Annotated in this window: 13 protein-coding genes; 7 read left to right on the forward strand and 6 right to left on the reverse strand. The window is 69.3% G+C overall.

The annotated features are described in order from the left end of the window. Positions 1–26 precede the first annotated feature (26 nt). On the forward strand, positions 27–3149 hold the full coding sequence (locus AC16DP_RS05230; RefSeq protein ID WP_329732683.1) for an efflux RND transporter permease subunit: 3123 nt from the start codon (positions 27–29) through the stop codon (positions 3147–3149). 102 nt (positions 3150–3251) lie between these two features. Here AC16DP_RS05230 and AC16DP_RS05235 read toward each other — a convergent pair whose 3' ends face one another. From AC16DP_RS05235 to AC16DP_RS05245, 3 genes are all read right to left on the reverse strand, one after another. After that, positions 3252–4028, reverse strand: coding sequence for a neutral/alkaline non-lysosomal ceramidase N-terminal domain-containing protein (locus tag AC16DP_RS05235; RefSeq protein ID WP_329732682.1), 777 nt, complete (start codon positions 4026–4028; stop codon positions 3252–3254). 41 nt (positions 4029–4069) lie between these two features. Then, positions 4070–4249 carry a hypothetical protein gene (locus AC16DP_RS05240; protein ID WP_329732681.1) on the reverse strand — a complete coding sequence of 60 codons (180 nt, stop codon included), beginning with the start codon at positions 4247–4249 and terminating at the stop codon, positions 4070–4072. A 130-nt stretch (positions 4250–4379) separates the two neighbouring features. Next, positions 4380–5795, reverse strand: coding sequence for a monooxygenase (locus tag AC16DP_RS05245; RefSeq protein WP_329732680.1), 1416 nt, complete (start codon positions 5793–5795; stop codon positions 4380–4382). A 135-nt stretch (positions 5796–5930) separates the two neighbouring features. Between AC16DP_RS05245 and AC16DP_RS05250 the strand changes: the two genes are divergently transcribed. Beyond that, complete coding sequence (locus AC16DP_RS05250) at positions 5931–6587, forward strand: response regulator transcription factor (RefSeq protein WP_329732679.1); 657 nt, start codon at positions 5931–5933, stop codon at positions 6585–6587. Beyond that, a complete protein-coding gene (locus AC16DP_RS05255; RefSeq protein WP_329732678.1) occupies positions 6584–7993 on the forward strand; it encodes a sensor histidine kinase in 1410 nt (469 codons plus the stop codon). Before AC16DP_RS05250 ends, AC16DP_RS05255 begins: the two co-directional genes overlap by 4 nt. Here the strand turns inward: AC16DP_RS05255 and AC16DP_RS05260 are convergent. From AC16DP_RS05260 to AC16DP_RS05270, 3 genes are all read right to left on the reverse strand, one after another. Further along, positions 7990–9525 (reverse strand): hypothetical protein, encoded by a 1536-nt coding sequence (locus AC16DP_RS05260; RefSeq protein WP_329732677.1) that lies wholly within the window; start codon positions 9523–9525, stop codon positions 7990–7992. The two genes, AC16DP_RS05255 and AC16DP_RS05260, sit on opposite strands and share 4 nt — an antisense overlap. 90 nt (positions 9526–9615) lie before the next feature. Next, complete coding sequence (locus tag AC16DP_RS05265; RefSeq protein ID WP_329732676.1) at positions 9616–11685, reverse strand: hypothetical protein; 2070 nt, start codon at positions 11683–11685, stop codon at positions 9616–9618. After that, positions 11685–14093, reverse strand: a complete 2409-nt coding sequence (locus AC16DP_RS05270) for a bifunctional metallophosphatase/5'-nucleotidase (protein WP_329732675.1) — start codon at positions 14091–14093, stop codon at positions 11685–11687. The genes AC16DP_RS05265 and AC16DP_RS05270 overlap by 1 nt, the downstream gene beginning before the upstream one ends. Positions 14094–14214: 121 nt before the next feature. Here AC16DP_RS05270 and AC16DP_RS05275 point away from each other — a divergent pair, with 121 nt between their 5' ends. The 4 genes from AC16DP_RS05275 (at position 14215) to AC16DP_RS05290 (ending at position 19305) form a co-directional block, all read left to right on the forward strand. Continuing rightward, a complete protein-coding gene (locus AC16DP_RS05275; protein ID WP_329732674.1) occupies positions 14215–14889 on the forward strand; it encodes an NUDIX hydrolase in 675 nt (224 codons plus the stop codon). Positions 14890–14954: 65 nt separating this feature from the next. Continuing rightward, entirely contained in the window at positions 14955–16349 is a 1395-nt protein-coding gene (locus tag AC16DP_RS05280) for an MFS transporter (protein ID WP_329732673.1), read from the forward strand. 27 nt (positions 16350–16376) lie between these two features. Next, the gene (locus AC16DP_RS05285; RefSeq protein ID WP_329732672.1) at positions 16377–18476 is read left to right on the forward strand and encodes a cation:proton antiporter domain-containing protein; all 2100 of its coding nucleotides are present in this window, start codon (positions 16377–16379) and stop codon (positions 18474–18476) included. A gap of 10 nt (positions 18477–18486) precedes the next feature. Then, on the forward strand, positions 18487–19305 hold the full coding sequence (locus tag AC16DP_RS05290; RefSeq protein WP_329732671.1) for a helix-turn-helix domain-containing protein: 819 nt from the start codon (positions 18487–18489) through the stop codon (positions 19303–19305). Positions 19306–19372 lie beyond the last annotated feature (67 nt).

Consider the following 19372-nt stretch of genomic DNA (forward strand, 5'->3'; position numbering starts at 1 on the left):
CCCTCCTCGCGTCATCCGAGCGTTCCATGCTCCTCAGCGATGTCTTCATCCACCGGCCCGTCTTCACGGCCATGCTCTCCCTGTGCCTCATCGTCCTCGGGGTGATGGGCTACAACCGGCTGGGCACCGACCTGTACCCGGACGTCTCCTTTCCCGTGGTGGTGGTCAACACCCTCTATCAAGGCGCCGGCCCGGGAGAGATTGAAACGCAGGTGATCAAGCCCATCGAGGATGCGGTGGCCGGCATCAGCGGGGTGGAGAAGATCCACTCCTGGAGCCGCGAGAACCTAGCCTCCGTGGTGGTGCGTTTCACGCTGTCCACGAACCTGCACCAGGCGGTGCAGGAGGTGCGCGACAAGGTGGCGGGCGTGAGCAGTCGGCTGCCGCAGGAGGCGGATGCGCCGGTGGTGGGCCGCGTGGATCTCTCCGCGGTGCCCATCCTCACCTATGCGATCAGTGCCGAGGCGGACTCGCGGACGGTGCGCAAGCTGATGGAAGACAAGCTCAAGCCGGCCCTGTCGCAGTTGGAGGGCGTGGCGGAGGTGCGCATCAGCGGCGGTGACGTGCGGGAAATCCAGGTGGACATTGACCAGGGCAAAGCGCGCGCGGTGGGCGTGGCGCCGCTGGAGATTGCTCAGCGCATTGGCATGGAGAACCTCGACCTGCCGGCCGGACGGTTGCGGCTTGGCCCCACCGAGCTGACGGTGCGCTCGCGAGGACAGTTCAAGGACGTGGACGAATTGCGCACCCTGCCCGTGGCACAGAGCCGCACGGGGGCCCAGGTGCGGCTGGATGAGATTGCCCTCGTCACCGACGGCGTGGCCGAGCGGCGCACGGCGGCGCGGCTCAATGGCAATGACGCCGTCATCCTGGAAATCGTGAAGCAGCCCGGCTCCGACACCTTGGCGGTGAGCCAGTCGGTAAAGCGCGGTCTGGAGCAGCTCGTGCCCGCCCTGGGCAGCGGCTTCCAGATGCGGCTGCTGGTGGACCAGTCGGTGCTCATCCAGGAGAACGCCCGGGAGGTGTGGATTGCGCTCCTCTTCGGGGGCTTCATGGCAGTGCTCATCATCCTGGCGTTCCTGTTGGATCCGCGCGGCACCTTCATCTCCGCGCTGGCGTTGCCCACCTCCGTCCTTGGCACCTTCTTCGTCATGTTCCTGTTGGGCTACACGCTCAACCAGATGACGTTGCTGGCACTGTCATTGGCCATTGGGCTGCTCATCGATGACGCGGTGGTGGTGCGAGAGGCCATCACCCACCGGCTGGAGAGGGGCGAGGACCCGGTGAGCGCGGCCTCCAACGGCACCAGGGACGTGGGCCTGGCGGTGCTCGCCACCACCTTCGCGCTGGTGGCGGTGTTCATCCCCGTGGCCTTCATGCCCGGGTTCGTGGGCCAGTTCTTCCGGCAGTTTGGCGTCACCATCTCGGTGGCGGTGCTCCTCTCGCTCTTCATCTCCCTCACCCTGGACCCAATGCTCTCCGCGCGGGTGGCGAAGCGGCGCACGCCGGGTGATCAGCCCCAGGAGAACATGCTCAAGGCCTCCATCCGCCGCTTACTGGACGGCAGCGAGCGTTTCTACACGGGCATCCTGCACTGGGTGCTCAAGCACAAGTGGCTTACCACGGGCATCACGGTACTGGTGATGGTGCTGTCCGCCGGTGCGGCGAGCCGCCTTGGCGTGGAGTTCATGCCGGCGGAGGACCGCTCGCAGTTCATCGTGGACCTGCAACTGCCGGACTCCTCCAGCCTGGAGGAGACGGGCTTGCGCGCCGCCCAGTCCGAGGCGCTGCTGCGGCGCATCCCCGAGGTGCGTGACATCTACACCATTGCCGGCCCCAACGGAGACGTGAACAAGGCACGTATGCGCGTGCTCACCTCGGGCAAGCACGAGCGAGAGCGTGGCATCCAGCTCATCAAGGAGGAGGCGCGGGCCCTGCTCACGCCCGCGCTGTCCGCCACGCACGTCAACCTGTTGGAGCCGCCAACCATCGAGGGCCTGGGCGGTGACTTCTTCCCCATCATGGTGCGCATCACCGGTCCGGAGCTGGCGCGCGTGCGCGAGGAGGCGGAGCGTGTCGCGCGGATTCTCCGCGACATCAAGGGGACTGCGGACGTGCGCGTAGACTTCAGCCCACCCAAGCCGGAGCTGGCCATCGAGGTGGACCGAGCGCGTGCGAGGGATCTGGGGGTGACGGCCACGGCGGTCGCCTTGCAGATGCGGCTGGCGATCGGTGGTGACGTGGTCGCTAAGCTGCGCGAGGGCTCGGACGAGACGGACATCCGTGTGCGCTTGTCCGAGCGCGATCGCGCCACCCCGGAGCGGGTGCGCCAGCTCGAGATCCTTACGCCGAGAGGGCTGGTTGCCGTGTCAGACGTAGCGCGCGTGGAGCCGCAGGACGGCCCGAGCGTTATCGAGCATGAGAACCGCCAGCGGCAGATCGCCGTCTACGCCCAGCTCCAGGGCGCTGCGCTGGGTGACGTGGCGAAGCAACTCCGTCAGCAGATGGCCGAGCAGCCATTGCCCCCGGGTTACTCGCTCATCTACGACGGGCAGATGAAGCGCCTGGACGAGCAGAACGGCGCCTTCGCCACCGCGTTCCTGCTCGCCTTCGTGTTCATCTACATGGTGCTTGCCAGCCAGTTCGAGTCCCTCAAGCACCCCTTCACCATCATGGTGTCGCTGCCGCTGGCGCTGGTGGGCGCGCTGTTGGGATTGGTGTTCTCGGGGCTCGACGTCTCCATGGGGGCGATGATTGGCATCATTCTTCTCATGGGGCTGGTGACGAAGAACGCCATTCTCCTGGTGGACGGTGCGCTGCGGCACCTGCGCGAGGGCGCCACGGTGGAGCAGGCGTTGATGAAGGCCGGTCAACGCCGTCTGCGCCCCATCCTCATGACGAGCGCCGCCATGGTCATGGGCATGGTGCCCACGGCCATCGGCCGGGGGGTGGGCGCCGAGTTCCGCGCTCCAATGGCCATCTCCGTGATTGGGGGCGTCATCACTTCCACCTTCCTCACGTTGCTGGTGGTGCCGGTGGTCTTCGCCTCCATGGAGCGGGTCGGCTTCTGGCGCTCGAGGCGGGAGGCGCCGGGTGAGGAACTGCCGTTGGCTCCCGTCAAGGAGGCGCGGGCGGACCGCGTGGCCTGAGCGGGGGAGGGGAGCGCTGGCACCTGGGGTTCCACGCTGGGGTTCAAGCGTCGATACCCGCCGCTCTCCGTGTTGGATGGCCGCGCGCTCAAGCGGCCACGCTCAGCACGAGCCGCTGCTCGGGCCATCGAGCACGACCATCCACCGCCACTCCAGGACACCGCCCGCTTCCATGAACTCCAGCAGGAAGGTGTGGTGCCGATCATCGAGGGGCTGGTTCGCGCTCCGCAGCACCTCGCCCGTGTCCGCGTCCTCGAGCCGAATCCACGCACCCCATCCCAGCTCGCTCCGCTCCTGAGGCGCCCAGGCGAACCACCGGCCCGCGATCACCAGCCGCCCATTGGCGACCCTCGGCGCCGCGAGCTCCGGCGGCCGGGGCCAGATGGGCGTGGGCTTGTCGGTGGGTGGCCGGGGCTCGGTGAGGGCCCGGTGTACGCCTGGATTCATCGTGAAGCGCGCCGTCCCCGATGGGAACGCCGCTGTGGCGCTCATCGCGAGCGCATCGAAGTGCTCGACGAGCCAGTGCTCCGTGTTCCGTCCCCAGAGCGTGCTCGAGCCCTCGTAGTGCTGTGCCTTGTACTCCCGCTCGGTGGTGAGGTAGCCGGCGTAGTCACCGCATACGGCCGTGACCATGACCTCACGAGCGCCCCGCGCGCGCATCACCTGGGCCAGCTCATGCGCCAGCCAGGAGGTCGGCTCTCCGGGACAGCCCATCAACCACACGTCGCCCACCTCCAGCAGCCGGAGGGGCAGGGTGTGCGGCTGGTACTTGAGGGACTCGCGGATCAGCCGCTCCAGGGCACGCGGAGGCGCCTCGGGCCACTGCGGATCCGTGTCTGGCAGCTCTTCCAGCCGCTCTCCCTCCTTGAAGAAGGGCACGCCCCCGCCCATCTCTGAGCCCCGGAGCGTGGGCGCGCCGACTAGGCTCCCAGCAGGGTGGGGCCCCAGCCCGCGAGCGACGATAGGAAGCCGGGCGTGATGTCCACCCGGGAGGCGCCCGCCTGGAGGACTCCCGTGGCGGGAATCGGCTCCGGGGGACGTCGCTGGACCTCCACCACCTGGGGAGGAAGGTTCATCAGCAGCGTGTCGTCTCGTCCCATGGTGACTCCACCCCCATGACACAAGAATGGAGAGGGGGGCTCCGGAGTGTGACGGCGCGCTTCCCAGGGCCCGGCTGCCTGTCACCCCTCTTCCCGGGTGGAAGAGGGGCGGGAGACACGCCAGCCCGGGTCACTCCTGGGTGACGTACAGGAAGGCCACGCACATCTCGTCGTTGGTGCCCTCGCCCCAGTTCAGATCGGACACGGGCGGGAGCGGAGCGCCATGGTGGGGCGTGAAGCCCGCGTTGTTCCAGTGGCACTCGAGGCGCAGCGAATCGCCAGGCGAGATGCGCGACGGCTGCTTCAGGTAGTGCACGCCCTGCCAGTGGAAGTTCCACTCGGGAATCTCCAGCAGGCAGGCCTTCTCCTTGTCCCCCTTCTCGACGGTGAGCACCGTCCGTGTCCCGCGCTGGTGCATGTGCAGCTGCGCGCCGTAGACGCTGAGGGGCGCGTTGGCGCGGATCTTCTGCTTGCTCGCGCGCGAGGCGAACTCCAGCGCGTCGTAGCTGAAGATGTGGACGGCGTCGCTCTCGCCCTGGGGGATGGACATGGCCCTGTCCCGGATCCACTGCGGATTGGTGAAGGGGAACAGGAAGGCCTCGTGCTCCACCGAGCCGTCCAGCTTCAGCAGCAGCTTCGACATGTCCGGGGAGGGCGGGGCGGACGACATGTTGTAGTGCAGTTGCATCACCAGCTTGGAGCCCGGCTGGACGCGGACGCCCGTGCCCGCGGGCAGATCCCTTCCCTCGCCACCGGGGGCCCATCCGCCGATCAGCGCGCCACGGCTGCCCTGACCCTGCGGGACACTCGGGGGATTGGGGCCTCCGGGACACGAGAACCCGGGACCCGGATCGGCCTCGTCCGCCTGGAGGTAGGCGTCCAGGTTCTCCGGCGGGACGGCCGCGAGGAGGACGTGGTGCACGAGCTCCGTCTTGCCCGGACGCACGCCGATTCCCGTGATGAACTTCTCCTCGGTCTCGGGCCAGTCGAGCATGAAGCAGCGGTACTCGTCGGGAGACTCCTGGGGCGTGTAGGGCTCGCTCATGGCCAGCTCGAGGTCCACCCGCGAGAGCTGCGCACGGTCCGAGGGCGTCTCCGCGGGAGCCTCGCTCGCATCGCCCAGGGGAGCGCCCGCGCGCACCCAGTCGCGGATGAGGGCGATCTGCTCGTCCGAGAGCGAGCGGTCATGTTCGTACTGGTTGCAATCCCGGTGGGCCGGCCAGGGTGGCATGCTGCGCTCGCAGACCGAGTGGAGGATGGCGCCCTTCATGGCCTGGACCTGCTCGGTCGTCGTCAGCGCGAAGGGCGCGATGCCTCCCTCCTCGTGGCACCCGGCACACTTCGCGTCGATCACCGGCTTCACGTCGCGGTACCAGGTCACCTCCCGCTGGGCGGTGCTGGTGTCGGCGCACACGTCCGGAAGGGCGGGCGAGGGCTCCCGTGGCTTCTCCGTGCAGGCGGAGAGCGCGAGGGCACCCAGCACGCTGGCGAGCCAGAGGGTGGTGCGGCGGAGCGGGGTGGAGGGGGGTGAATCGGTGGGTCGCATACGAGTCTCCTTGGGGATGCAGTCTCCCAGCGCTGCCACCGTACGGACGAATCCTTGAGAAAAGATGGAGACGGGGCGGAAGCCCCTCCGGGCGAAGTGCCGACTAACATCACGGCCCCTATGAAACGGGTGCTGATGGTCGAGGACGACCCGGTCATCGCCAGGACGCTCCAGCTCGGTCTGGCGTACCGCGGTTTCGAGGTGACTCCGTGCGAGACGGCGCGGGAGGGCTTGAGTGCCTTCGCGCGGCAGCGTTTCGATCTGGTGCTGCTCGACGTGGCCCTCCCCGATGGGACCGGGTACGACGTGTGCCGGAAGATCCGCGAGCGCGATGCGGAGGTGCCCGTCCTCATGCTCACGGCGCGGCTCGACGAGCAGTCCGCCGTGGACGGACTGGAGGCCGGTGCGGATGACTACCTGCGCAAGCCCTGTGGCTTGAACGAGCTCGTCGCGCGGATGATGCGGTTGGCGGAGCGGAGGGTCCGGAGTGAGGACGTGTTGGCGCTCGGTCCCTTGCGGATGAGCCTCCAGCAGCGCCAGGTCTGGGTGGGGGAGACGCCCGTGCACCTGGCCCGGCGTGAGTTCGACATCCTCGCGGTGCTCCTGCGCCGTCCGGGGGACGTCGTCCGCCGCCAGGAGATCCTCGATGGGCTCGGCGACGCGGGAGAGGTGTTCGACCGCACCATCGACTCACACATGAGCCACCTGCGGCGGAAGCTGCGCGAGGCGGGCCTGTCCGAGGTGCACATCGCTCCCGTCTACGGCGTGGGCTACCGCCTGGAGCGCAAGTGACGCGGTGGACCCTGGTGCGGCTGGTCCTGCTCGGCGCCGTCTGCGCGCTGGCCCTGGCGGCGCTGACCGTGCTGGTGCTCCGGACGCTGGGGGAGACCGCGAGCGCGGGGGCGGGCAGGACGGCCATCTTCCTCCTCGCGCGGATGCTCGAGCGTGGCACTCCCGCGCGCGCCCTCTCCCGTGACGAAGGTGCGGGTCTGGACGAGGCGGGGCTCCGGGCGGACTTGTGGGTGGTGTCCCCGGACGGCGCGGTGCTCGAGAGCAACACGTCCAACCCGCTCCCCTGGCCGTGGGAGCGGTTGCCTCAGCCCGAGCGCATCCACGAGGTGCGGGTCTCGTTCCGTCCCTTCGGCCTCGTGGCCGAGGAGGTCGTGACGCGGCTCGACACCCCGGAGCCCCGCTACCTCGTGGCCCGGTTCGAGCCGCGCGGCGCGTCGTGGCGGACGAGGACGCTTCGCGTGACGATTCCGGTGCTGGCCGCCGTCACCTCCGGCTTCCTGTCCCTGCTCTTCACCTTCGTGTACCTCCGGCGCAAGTCGAGGGAGGCGCGGGAGGTGCTCGCGCGCATGGAGCAGGGGGACCTGAAGGCCCGCTTCCGGGTGAAGCACTTCGACGAGGTCGGCAGCCTGATGCTCGACTTCAACCGGATGGCGACGGAGATCGAGCGGCTCGTCGCGCGCATCGAGGAGACGGAGCGCACGCGCGCGGCCCTGCTCCAGGAGCTGAGCCATGATCTCCGCACGCCCCTGATGAGCCTGCGCGCCTCGGCGGACACCCTGGTGCAGTGCGCCGGGGAGCTGTCGGAGGCGCACCGCCGCGAGCTGCTGGGCGTGCTCCAGTCGGAGCTGGCGTACTTCTCGAGCCTGCTGGAGGAGCTCTTCTTCATCGCGCGCATGGGCGAGCCCCGCTACAAGCGGACCACCGAGCGCATCGATCTGCGGGAGCTGCTGGGCGCGGAGCTCCAGGCGGCCCGGACCCAGGAGGCCACTTCTCCGCGGAGCCTGTCCTGGGTGCTCGAGCTGCCGGGGGAGGGGGAGAGCCTCGTCATGAGCGGGGATCCGCGCCTCATCCGGAGGCTGTTCCGCAACGCCCTGGACAACGCCGCGAGGTTCGCACGGGGCCGCGTGAGCGTCTCGGTGTCGGCCGGCGCGGAGGCGCTGTCGGTGCGCATCGTGGATGACGGGCCGGGGATGCCGGCCGAGCAGCTCGCCCGGTTCGGCGAGGTGCGCTCCCGCCGGACGGTGGTGGAGGAGGGCCCGGTGCTGCGCGTCTCACTGGGCCTGGGCTCCGTCATCATGCGCACCATCCTGGAGCTGCACCGCGGCTCCTGGCGCGTCGAGAGCCCGCCCCCCGGAGGTGAGCCCGCCTCCGGGGTGGCCCTGACGCTGGTGCTGCCGCGTGCCTAGAAGCGCGCCTGCAGCAGCGTGTTGAAGCCCAGCGCGTGGGGATCCTCGAAGCTGGGCTGCGCGACGCCGAAGACGTCGTCCCGGAACGTCGTCCGGTTGCGATCATAGGTGTAATAGACCTCGCCCACCGCGGAGACGCTGTCGGAGAGATCCCACCGGAAGGTGGCCTTGGCGGAGATGATCGGATCCGCGCGGCAGATGGCGTTGTCGTCGCCGCAGGTGGTGGGGAGGATGCTCAGCACGTTGACGTCACGCACCACCACGGTGCGCGTGCCCGTGAGGCCCGGCGGCGGGTTGTTGCCACCGAAGAGCGGATCCGGGCTGCGGAACGACGACGGCTGCTGCACGCCGAAGATGAAGCCCGGGGTGAAGTGCAGCGCGGGGAAGTGGTAGTCCGCGCCCACGGCGAAGAACATCTCCGGCTTCACCTCGGTGCCATCCGGGAAGTCGTTGAAGGGCGGCAGGCCGGGCACCTCGAACTGGATGAAGGACAGGTCGCGGTACAGGCCCAGCGCGTGGAAGCGCCAGTAGTTCCACTTGGCGCGCGCCTGCAGCGCCACCGCCTTCGCCTCCTGCGGCACCGTGCGGCCGAACACGTCCGGATCCGACAGCGTCTGCACCAGGTAGCTGCCCTCGAGCGACGCCGTGTACGACAGGCCGCCCGGGTACTGCTCCGGCGCGAAGAAGCGCTGGTACATGTCCGGATCGTTCTTGTAGAGCCGGAAGTCGATGCTGGTGCCGACCGGCACGCCCACGTGGTAGACGGCCTGCGCGGACACGCCCGCCGAGTTCACCGGCGCCTCGACACCCAGCGCGGCCAGACCCGGGACGATGCCCTTCTGGAAGTAGCCGCCGCCGGCCTCCAGGCGCAGCGTCTCGAGCACGTCCACGCCCGCGCCCGCCATGAAGCCGTAGAGCGTCTCCTGCTCCTTGATGAGATCGTTGAGCACCAGCGCCGTCTTGGCGCCCGCGTACGCGTACCACCGGTCCCGCGTGAGCTGGAGCCGGACGCCCGGCACGCCCGCCGCGGCGGCGCGGGTGGTGAAGATGCCGCTGCCACCCCAGGAGATGCGGTAGGCGTAGCCCAGGCGGAAGCGGTCCGCGGACACCGGGAAGCCGGTGAGCGACAGGCCCTCGTTCTCGCCCCAGCCCGAGGGCTTGTAGTGCAGGCGGATGTAGCTGGAGTTGTCCCGCAGGTCGATTCCGCCCGAGGGCCGCTCCAACATCAACACCGTGAGGGCCGCCTCGGTGGTGAGGCCCTCGAAGAAGGCCGGCATCCGCTTGTAGAGGACGATGTGGGACAGCGTCTCGAAGCCGGAGAACCGGGTGTTGAAGTTGTCGTAGAACTGGGTGTTCTGCAGACCGCCGCCAAACCGGGCCGAGGGGCTGTTGGGCGTCGTCTCGCCCGCATCGGCGAAGACGTTGTCGTCCGCGAAGGCGAACGACAGGCGGGTGTCGACGAAGTCTCCTGCCCATGCGGGCGCGGAGAGGGTCATCAGCCCGGTGAGGGCCAGGGTGCGCAGCGTTCTCAAATTCCCTCCAGGCGCGGCGTGGGGGCGCCGCTCCTTCCCAGCGCCCCGGGGAGCGGGGCGCTCACTTCTCTCAAGACACAGACAACGGCATCACGGACAAGGCTTGATGGGCCGCGGGCACTCCAGGCCGGGGCCAGGGTAGCAGCAGAGATCGTCCTGGTCGCGCGGCAGCACCATCCAGCGCGGCCGGGCGGCCTGCACCTGGCGCAGGTGGCCCACCACGTCGAAGGAGGCCCCGTGCAGGTAGCGGCACTGTCTGGCCGCGTCCGTGTCCTGGGTGGCCTCGGTGCCCTCGCTGCAGTCCACCTTCAGATCCGGCACGGCATCCTTCGTCAGCAGGAGCACGCGCGTATGGGTGTTGCGCGCCACGGAGCAGCGCGGCGCCGGGGACGTGGCCACCGGTTGCGCGGCCAGGAAGGCCGCGACGCTCTTTCCGGACTCCATGATGACGTCCTTGCGCGTCCTGGCCGGCAGCAGCTCGTCCGCCCTGGTGGCGGTGGCGGTCCCGTCGCCGAGCTTCACGTGGGTGTCCACGTCGCACCAGATGCTCACCGCGACGCCCGGCTCGTAGCCCGAGGAGAGCCGCTTGGACGAGGTGTCGGACACGAGCACGTCCTGCTGGCGGCTGGACAGCGTGTCATCCAGGCCGGCCTCGCGCGGTCCGGGACCGGCGAGCTCCACCACGAACTGGCCGAAGCTGGTGAACTGGGCCTTCTCGGAGCAGCGCAGGTTCTGGTACGCGCCGCCGCTGGTGGTGCAGTCGATGCTGCACTGGCGCTCCTCGGCGTCCGGATCCACCGCGGGAGGCGGGAAGGCGCAGCCGGCCCACGTCCACACGCCGTCCACCGTCGTCTCGCAGAACATGGGCACCTGCCCATCGCCGTTGAAGTCGCAGTTCTTGAAGACCTGCGGGAAGCGCACGCGGCGCAGCTTCACCAGGCCCGACTCCATGCTCTCCAGCTTCATGTTGCGCCGGTTCTGGCCGCACGTGGTGTCCGTCACGAAGGGCGCCAGCGTGTTGTCCAGGCCGCAGTGGCGCAGGGTGAGCTCCACCGGCGGGGCGAGCGCCAGGTACTTGTTCCACTGGTCCGGCGGCAGCTCACGCACGTGCTCGCGCACCGTCCACGAGGGGAAGGTGATCTGCGTGGTGGAGGTGAACTCCTGGATGGAGCCGGACAGCGTCCAGAGCAGATCTCCCGGATCCAGGCCCTCGGGGAAGCTGTAGTTGTAGACGAAGACGGAGTTGAAGGCGCCGGGCAGGTAGCCGCTCGGCTCGGGGACGCGCACCTGGGCGGCGGAGGTGACGTCCTCGCGCGCGGGGCAGGCGGTGATGTCGGTGACGAAGAAGCCCGAGGGATCCGTTCCCGTCACCAGCAGCGTGACGGGCTTGGCCGGCTCCGGATCCGGCAGGCCATCGCCGTTCAGGTCGCGGTCCGGGCAGTTCTGGTACTGCACCGAGCCGGACTCGGGGGCGCGGCCGACGGTGACGAACTGCCCCACGAAGGGCGAGGAGCGGTTGTCGTTGCCCTGGGGGGACTGGATGGCCTGGAGCGTGGGCTCCTGGAAGTACACGGTGTCCGAGGAGCCGGCGGCGTAGGTGCGGCCCGAGTCCGGCTCCTGGGGGAACTGCTTGGGATCCCCCATGCCCCCGTCGGTGTAGAAGCGGATGCCGCCATCGGTGTAGCGCAGCTCCATGGGCTCATCCATGGCCCAGACGCGCACCTCGCCGTAGACGTTGCGGGCGCGCACCTTGACGTCGCCGGTGCTGCGGCCGTTCCTGAGCGTCGTCCAGGCGTAGGAGTAGTCGTCGGACAGGTCGCCCGGCACCACCTTGAACGTCACCGGCCCGTTGAAGTCGAGCGCCTTGCCCGTCTTGTCCAGGGCGGTGATGTCCAGCAGCAACTCCACCGCGCCATTGGGGATGACGTAGCGGCAGTCCTTGGTGCCGCGCACCTTGGCCGGGACGTCCTCCGTCCGGGTGACGTTGTTGGCCTTGAGGCAGGAGGGCACCACGTCGAGCGGCAGGAGCGAGCCCACCGGGGAGATCTTCTGCACCACCACGCGGAACGAGCCCAGTTCCTGGGTTCCGGCCGACGGCACCTCATAGCAGCCGGTCAGGGAGGCCGCGGTCGCGGCCAGCAGGAGCCACTGCTTCTTCATTACTTGACCCTCCGGCCGATACGGTTGTCCTCGGCGGCGTTGGCGATGGGCATCTCGGTCGGGTTCTTGCAGAAGGTTTCCAGCTGCCGGGTGACGGAGCCGCACTCCTGGGCCCCGCCCAGCGCTTCACGGCAGTAGCAGCGTCCGGTGTACGGGCCCTGGGGCACGCTGCCCAGGCAGGTGGAGCGGATGAGCTCCGGCGTGAGGCCCTCCACGCCACAGCGCTCGGCGGCATCGGCCGGAGGCGGGAGCAGCTGCTCGCAGCTGCAGGTGCCCACTGTCTGGTTCTTCAGCGCCTCGGTCAGCGACGTCTTGTACGCCTTCGTCTGGGTGCAGAAGTTGATGAGCTGGTCGTCGATCTTCCACTCGCCGTTCACCCGCGTGCCGCAGTACTCGCCCGTCTTGGAGGTCCTCGGCTCCGGCTTGCCGGGGTCGAGGATGTCGTCGCAGGTGCAGAAGCCCTGCATGTAGCCGATGAGTGAGTCGCGCAGGGAGATGCCCGTCTCCTGGCGGGTGGTGTTGCGCCTGAGGACGCTGAAGCCCGAGCCGCCCTTGGCGATGTAGTCGTTGACGGCCACGCGGTACATGCCGTTGGGGTTGAGCGGGTTGCCGTTGATGACCACGTCCGTGGCGGGGCGCGCGTAGCAGCGCGAGCCGTCCTGGTCCTGGAGGCACTGCCAGGGCGCGTGGCCCTCGCGGCCCTCCTGCGGGCAGTCCAGGGTGTTGTTCTTGGGCTCGCAGGGGATGCGCAGGTCATTGAGCTGCACCTGGGCGCAGTCCATGGTGAAGCGCGCGCCGGAGATCTGCGCCTGGCTGACGCAGCCGCGCTCGGCGGAGCGCTCGGCGACGAAGTCGAGCATCTCCTGAATCTCCACGCCCGAGAGGTACATGATGTTGATGGTGTTCTCGAACGGGAAGACGTTGAACATGGACTCCTGGGAGACCACGCCCGCGTAGAGGTTGTCGCGGATGCCCAGCGAGTTGGTGAGCGCCATCTCCGCCTCGACGGCGCGGCGCTTGCGCATGGAGTCCGCGGCGATGTTGCCCAGCGGCGAGTCACCGCCCGTGGAGGTGTTGCGGCGGGCCACGTCGCGCGGCGCGTAGGAGAAGATGGACGTCAGCTGCATGTTGAAGTCCATGCCCAGCAGGAAGGGCTGCAGCAGATCCGTGGTCTCCCGGTCCTCCAGCTCCTGGCAGCGCGCCATGGCCTGGCGCACGCCCGGGGCGTTGATGAACTGGCCGGGGCTCCAGAAGTTCTCCTTGTAGTAGGCGCGCATGGCGTCGTCGCACCACAGGCCGTCCAGCGGGAAGACGCGGTAGTCGTGGCTGACGATCTCCGCGCCGTCGATGGTGCGCTCCTCGGCCTTGGGCACCTTCACCACCAGGTCCGCCCGGCCCACGTACTTGGCGAAGGCGCCCGAGTGGATCAGCGTCACCTTGCGGCCGCTCGGATCGCTGAGCTGCTGCGGCGGGTTGAGCACCACGTGCAGGTGGCCGCCGACGATGGCGTCCAGGCCGGACACGCCCGGGATGAACACCCGCACCACCGCCTTGGGGTTGCCCTCCTGGCTGGGGTCCGCGTACTCCATCAGCCGCCACTGGTCGTGATCGCGCTCCAGGTAGGGCCTGGCGCGCTCGTACTCGTAATAGGCCTCGTAGCCGCGGATGAGATCCTGGTCCTCGGTGAGGCCCAGGTGGCTGACCACCACGAGCAGATCCACCACCGGGCGCAGCATCTCCACATAGGCGCGCGCCGCCTCGTTCTGCTCCAGCGGGGTGGCCTGCAGCGAGTTGCCGCCCTCCACCAGCGAGTTGAGCGAGGAGATGTTGGCCATGCCGATGATGCCCACCTTCAGGCCCTGCACGTTGCGGATGACGTAGGGGACGGTGTTGAGCAGGGCCTGGGCGTTGCCGGGCTCGTTGGGGCTGTCCCAGTAGTAGTTGGCCGCCATCAGCGGGAAGGTGGCGAAGTCGCGCGTCTTCTCCACGAAGTTGAGCAGGCCGGCGTCGAACTCGTGGTTGCCGATCACCGCCGCGTCCAGGCGCATCCTGGACAGGAAGCTCATCTCCGCCTGGCCGTTGTTGAGGTTGAAGATGGGCGCGCCCTGGAAGCAGTCACCCGAGTCCAGGTGCAGCAGGCGGCTGGCGCGCTGGCGCTCGCGCTTGAGGATGGCGCCCATGCGCGTGGCCCCGCCGAAGGGGCCGGCCTCGGGGACGATGCCCAGGTCCGTGTCCGTCTTCAGCGGCGCGAAGTCGTACGGGATGAGGCGGGAGTGGATGTCCGAGGTGTGCAGCAGCGTCAGCCGCACCTCCTGACCACTGAGATCGAGGTCCTGCTCGCCCGTCATCACGGGCATGCACGAGGCGCACAGCAGGACGCAGAAGAGTCCGGACAGGAGGCTTCGCATTCGGGGGCGGATCCGGGGGGCTTGAAGAATTTGACCGCTAGACGACGGCGCAAGGTACGAGACAAACGGATGGTGGGCAAGCAACGCCCCTCCGTCAGGGCATTCCGGTAAGGGAGCAGGCATGCGTTCGAGCAGCCAGGCTGTTGTGACGGATATCGAGGTAATCGAGGATTTCTCGTCGACCGCGAAGTGTGACGAGGGTTTTCTGCGAGTGCGGCGGCTGCGGTGTCAGAACCGGCGCGCGGATGGGACGGCGTCCAAGGTGTACCGGGTGGACGTGGTGGATCGGCCGCGGCTGGATGCGGTCTCGGTGCTGGTGTACCGACGCGGCGCGTCGGGGCTGGAGGTGCTGACGCGGATGAACCTGCGGCCGGCGGCGTACTTCCGGCGGGGCAAGGAGATGACGGTGCCGGACGCGGCGTCGTACCTGCGGGTGGAGGAGATCGTCGCGGGGCTGCTGGAGCCGGAGGACAAGGGTGAGCAGGGCCTGCGGAACCGGGCGGCGGAGGAGGTGTTGGAGGAGGCGGGCTTCGAGGTGAAGCCCGAGGAGGTGCAGCTGTTGGGGGCGGGCTTCTTCGTGGCGCCGGGGATTCTGTCGGAGAAGATCTTCCCCACGGCGGTGGACGTGACGGGCAAGGAGCAGGGGACGCCGAAGGGGGACGGTTCACCCCTGGAGGAGGGCACGCACCTGCAGTGGAGGCCCCTCCGCGAGCTGCTGGCGATGTGCCGGCGCGGGGAGGTGCCGGACGCGAAGACGGAGCTGTCCATCCTGAGGTTGCTGGCCGAGCAGGCGTGATTCACGCGGGGTGGGGGCGGGTAAGGTTGTCGGGAGCGGTCCGGGCAGGTAGGGTGCCCGGCGCCATGCACGACGCTGCCCCCTCGTCCTCGTCGCCGCGGCCGGAGTATTCGCGGAAGTTCCGCCTCCGCCGCGCCCAGAACTGGCTCACGCTCGGAACCATGTACGCGGCCATGTACATGGGCCGCTACAACTTCTCCTTCGCCAACGCGACGCTGTCGCAGAAGTACGGCTGGAGCAAGGCGCAGGTGGGGGCGATCATCAGCGCGGCCACCCTCATCTATGGTCTGTCCGCCATCTTCAACGGGCCGCTGGCGGACCGCATTGGTGGCCGTAAGGCCATGCTGGTGGGCGCGGGCGGCGCGGTGGTGTTCAACCTCGCCTTCGGCCTGGGGGCGTACCTGGGCTTCCTGGGGACGGGGACGGTGCTGCTCGGCTACCTGGCCACGGTCTGGTCGCTGAACATGTACTTCCAGTCGTACTCGGCCCTGGCGCTCATCAAGGTGAACTCGGGCTGGTTCCACATCAGCGAGCGCGGCGTGTTCTCCGCCATCTTCGGCTCGATGATCCAGGGAGGCCGGGCGCTCATCTACTTCATCGGGCCGCTGCTGGTGCTGGCGCTGCCCTGGCAGTTCGTCTTCTTCGTGCCCGCGCTGGTGATGACGACGCTGGGCCTGCTCACCTTCCTGTGGGTGCGGGACGCGCCGGACGAGGCTGGCCTGCCCGCGCTGGACACGGCGGACGCCTCCAGCGGGTACACCGGCAAGGTGGACTTCAAGTACGTGGCGAAGGTGGTGTTCACCAACCCCGTCACGCTCACCATCGCGGTGGCCGAGTTCTGCACCGGCTTCGTGCGCCACGGCTTCGAGCAGTGGTTCCCGCGCTACATGATGGAGGCGCAGAAGCTGTCGCTCGACAGCCCCGTCTTCCAGAAGGGCGCCACGGGCGTGGTGCTCGCGGGCATCGCGGGCGCGTTCACCGCGGGGTTCATGTCCGACTTGCTCTTCAAGGCGCGCCGGCCGCCCGTGGCCTTCATCGGCTACGTGCTCCAGGTGGTGTGCATGGCCATCATCTGGAAGGCGCCGAGCATCGAGCTCGTCATCGCGGCCTTCGTGGTGAACTCCTTCTCCATCAGCATCGTGCACTCCATGCTGTCGGGCACCGCGTCCATGGACTTCGGCGGGAAGAAGGCCGCGGCCACGGCGGCGGGCATGTTCGACGGCATGCAGTACGTGGGCGGCTCCGTGGTGGGCGTGGGCATGGGGTGGATGTTGGATCACTTCGGCTGGGGCGCCTGGGGCCCGAGCATGATCGGCTTCTCGGCCGTGGGTGGCGTGCTCATGCTCACGCTGTGGAACGCCCGGCCCAAGGCGCACTCGGCCCAGCCGGCCGCGGCGGCGCAGGCTCCCGTGCCGCCCTCCAACGAGCAGGGGTCCTCCCGGACCGGCACCGGGGGCTGAGGAGGACCTCCGGACGGAGGCGGACCGATGCACGTCATCGCCCACAACGCGCTCAGCCTGTTGATCCTCCAGCTGGTGGTGATCATCGGCCTGTCGCGGTTGATCGGCAGCGGGGCGCGGTGGCTGGGCCAGCCCATGGTCATCGCCGAGGTGCTCGCGGGCATCCTGCTGGGCCCCTCGCTGTTGGGGTGGCTGGCGCCGGGGGTGATGGGCGCGCTGTTCCCGGCCGACGCCATGCCGGTGCTGAGGATGCTGAGCCAGCTGGGGCCCATCCTCTTCATGTTCCTCATCGGGCTGGAGCTGGATCCACGGGTGCTCCGGGGGCAGGGCCGGGCCTCGCTGTTCATCAGCCACACGAGCATCCTCGTGCCCTTCGCGCTCGGGGCGCTGGCGGCGCTGGTGCTCCATCCGCGCCTGTCCGACCCGTCGGTGCCGTTCTTCTCGTTCGTGCTCTTCATGGGCGCGGCGATGAGCGTCACGGCCTTCGCGGTGCTGGCGCGCATCCTCTCCGAGCACGGGTTGTTGCGCTCGAAGGTGGGGATGCTCGCGCTCACCTGCGCGGCGGTGGATGACGTGACGGCGTGGTGCCTGCTGGCCTTCGTCGTGTCGCTCGTGCGGGCCTCGGACCTGCAGCACGCGGGGCTCACCACGGTGCTCGCGCTGCTCTACGTCGGCTTCATGCTGGGGCTGGTGCGGCCCTTCCTCGAGCGGCTGGGCGCGCGCGTGGCGAACAAGGAGGGCCTCACGCAGAACGTGGTGGCCTCCACCTTGATGATGTTGCTGGCGTCCGCGTGGGCCACGGAGCGCATCGGCATCCATGCCCTCTTCGGCGCCTTCCTCTTCGGCCTCATCATCCCGAAGCAGGGCGGGCTGGCCGAGGCGCTGGCCGAGAAGCTGGAAGACGTGGTGGTGGTGATGATCCTCCCCGTCTTCTTCGCCTACAGCGGGCTGCGGACCCAGGTGGGGTTGTTGGAGGGGGCCTCGGACTGGGCCCTGTGCGGCCTCATCCTGCTGGTGGCCTGCGTGGGCAAGTTCGGTGGCACCACGCTGGCGGCGCGCCTCACCGGCATGCGTTGGCGCGAGGCCGGGGCCCTGGGCATCCTGCTGAACACGCGCGGGTTGATCGAGCTCATCGTCCTCAACATCGGCCTGGACCTGGGCGTCATCTCCCCCAAGCTCTTCACCATGATGGTGATCATGGCGCTGGTGACCGCCCTGATGACCTCGCCGCTCCTGCGGTGGGTGTACCCGCCCGAGGAGGTGGCTCGGGATCGGGTGCCGCTCGTCCCCTTCATTCCCCCGGCGGAGCAGGCCCCCTTCACCGTGTTGATGTGCGTGTCCGAGGGGGAGACTGGAACCGGCATGGCGGTGCTGGGGCGCGCGCTCACGGGGAGCCCGGGCGAGTCCTTTCAGTTCTACGCCCTGCACCTCGTCCCGCCCGGGAGCGAGCAGGAGCGCGGGGGAGGCGATGCCCTGGTTCCGCTGGTGGAGCGTGCCAGCGGCCTGGGCCTGCAGGTGCGCCCGCTCTCCTTCGTCTCGGCCGAGCCGGCGCTGGACATCTGCCGCACCGCCGAGGCCAAGCAGGCCGATCTCATCGTCCTCGGTGGGCACGCGCCGCTCGCCGGCCGGACGCCGCGGGGCGGCACCGTGCACGAGGTGATGCGGGAGGCGGGCGCTGGCGTGGCGGTGTTGGTGGACCGGGGACTGGAGCAGGTGCGCCGGGTGCTGGTTCCCCTCCATGGCGGCGAGGAAGGGCGGATGGCGCTCACCCTGGCTAGGCGCCTGATGCGCTCCTCGGGAGCGGAGGTGACGGTGCTGCGGGTGTCCGGGCCGGGGCGTGACCCGCGGGAGGTTCGCTCCCGGGCGCTGGTGGACGAGCTCTTCCCGGCGGGCTCCGGGCGGGTGCACTTCAAGACGGTCTCCCACGCATCGCCCGAAGAGGTTGTCCTGGAAGAGGCGCGGCGCGGGTATGATTTGATGGTGGTGGGCATGGGGGCCGGCTGGGGAGGGCAGGACAGGGAAGTGCCCACGTCACTGCTGGTGGTCCACGACCCGGCTCGTGGCACCCTCGCCCATGAGGCGGGAGACGCGCACGGCGCGGCTCCGGTTCTCGCCTCCGCATCCTGAGTCAGACGCCATGCACGTGGGAGCGACCATCCGACTGCTGCGAGTGGACGCGGGGCTGAGCCTGCGCGACCTCGCGCGTCGTATCGGCGTGTCCAGTGCCTACCTCAGCCGGGTGGAGAACGGCCTGGACGCGGTGCCCACGCCGGAGCGGCTGTCCGCCATCGCCCGCGAGCTGGACGTGCCCCCCACGCTGTTGATGGACGCGGCGCACCGGGTGAGCCCCTTCGTGGCCCACTACCTGGAGCAGGTTCCGGGGGCGAGCATGCTCTTCCTGGAGCTGGCGCGGCGCAATCTCTCGGGCCCGCAGCTCGCCCGTGTGCGCGAGTTCCTCGACACGGAGTTCCCCGTGCGAGCCTCCGGACAGGAGACGCCCATCCCCGCGCTGGCCCCGTTGCTGGCTCCGGAGCGGATGGTGCTGCGCCTCACCTGCACCGCGCTGGAGGACGCGCTGGACGTGGCCGCGGGGCGGCTCGCGGCGGCCTGCCCCGGGGTGAGCGCGCTCCGGCTGGTGACGGAGCTGAAGCGGCGCGAGGCGGAGGCCTCCAGCATGGTGGGGAGCGGAGTCGTCGTGCCCCATGCCTTCCTCGAGCACACCACGCCCCTGGCCGCCCTGGTGACGCTGGCCAAGCCCCTCCCGGCCGAGACGCCGGATCGCGTGCCCCTCCAGCTGCTGGTGGTGCTCGTGGGCGGGGAGCTTGGGCGTACGCACCTGATGCGGCTGGCCCACGTGGCCCGGCTGGCCAGTCATGGGCTGGCGGAGCGGCTCGCCAACGAGGACCAGCCCCAGCGGGTACTGGCCCACCTCACGGAGCTGGAAGCCCTGCGCTGAACGAGCCCCGGCTTCCGGCCGCGCGGCGGACCAACTGGTCCGACAGTCGGACCAGTTGCTCCCGGTC

Source organism: Archangium sp. (assembly GCF_057119385.1).

What these genes read in the sequence shown, in the direction of transcription:
- AC16DP_RS05285 (WP_329732672.1), top strand. Translation starts at nt 16,377, where the DNA reads ATGCACGTCATCGCCCACAACGCGCTCAGCCTGTTGATCCTCCAGCTG.
- AC16DP_RS05265 (WP_329732676.1), bottom strand. Translation starts at nt 11,685, where the DNA reads ATGAAGAAGCAGTGGCTCCTGCTGGCCGCGACCGCGGCCTCCCTGACC.
- AC16DP_RS05250 (WP_329732679.1), top strand. Translation starts at nt 5,931, where the DNA reads ATGGTCGAGGACGACCCGGTCATCGCCAGGACGCTCCAGCTCGGTCTG.
- AC16DP_RS05230 (WP_329732683.1), top strand. Translation starts at nt 27, where the DNA reads ATGCTCCTCAGCGATGTCTTCATCCACCGGCCCGTCTTCACGGCCATG.
- AC16DP_RS05270 (WP_329732675.1), bottom strand. Translation starts at nt 14,093, where the DNA reads ATGCGAAGCCTCCTGTCCGGACTCTTCTGCGTCCTGCTGTGCGCCTCG.
- AC16DP_RS05275 (WP_329732674.1), top strand. Translation starts at nt 14,215, where the DNA reads ATGCGTTCGAGCAGCCAGGCTGTTGTGACGGATATCGAGGTAATCGAG.
- AC16DP_RS05240 (WP_329732681.1), bottom strand. Translation starts at nt 4,249, where the DNA reads ATGGGACGAGACGACACGCTGCTGATGAACCTTCCTCCCCAGGTGGTG.
- AC16DP_RS05290 (WP_329732671.1), top strand. Translation starts at nt 18,487, where the DNA reads ATGCACGTGGGAGCGACCATCCGACTGCTGCGAGTGGACGCGGGGCTG.
- AC16DP_RS05245 (WP_329732680.1), bottom strand. Translation starts at nt 5,795, where the DNA reads ATGCGACCCACCGATTCACCCCCCTCCACCCCGCTCCGCCGCACCACC.
- AC16DP_RS05280 (WP_329732673.1), top strand. Translation starts at nt 14,955, where the DNA reads ATGCACGACGCTGCCCCCTCGTCCTCGTCGCCGCGGCCGGAGTATTCG.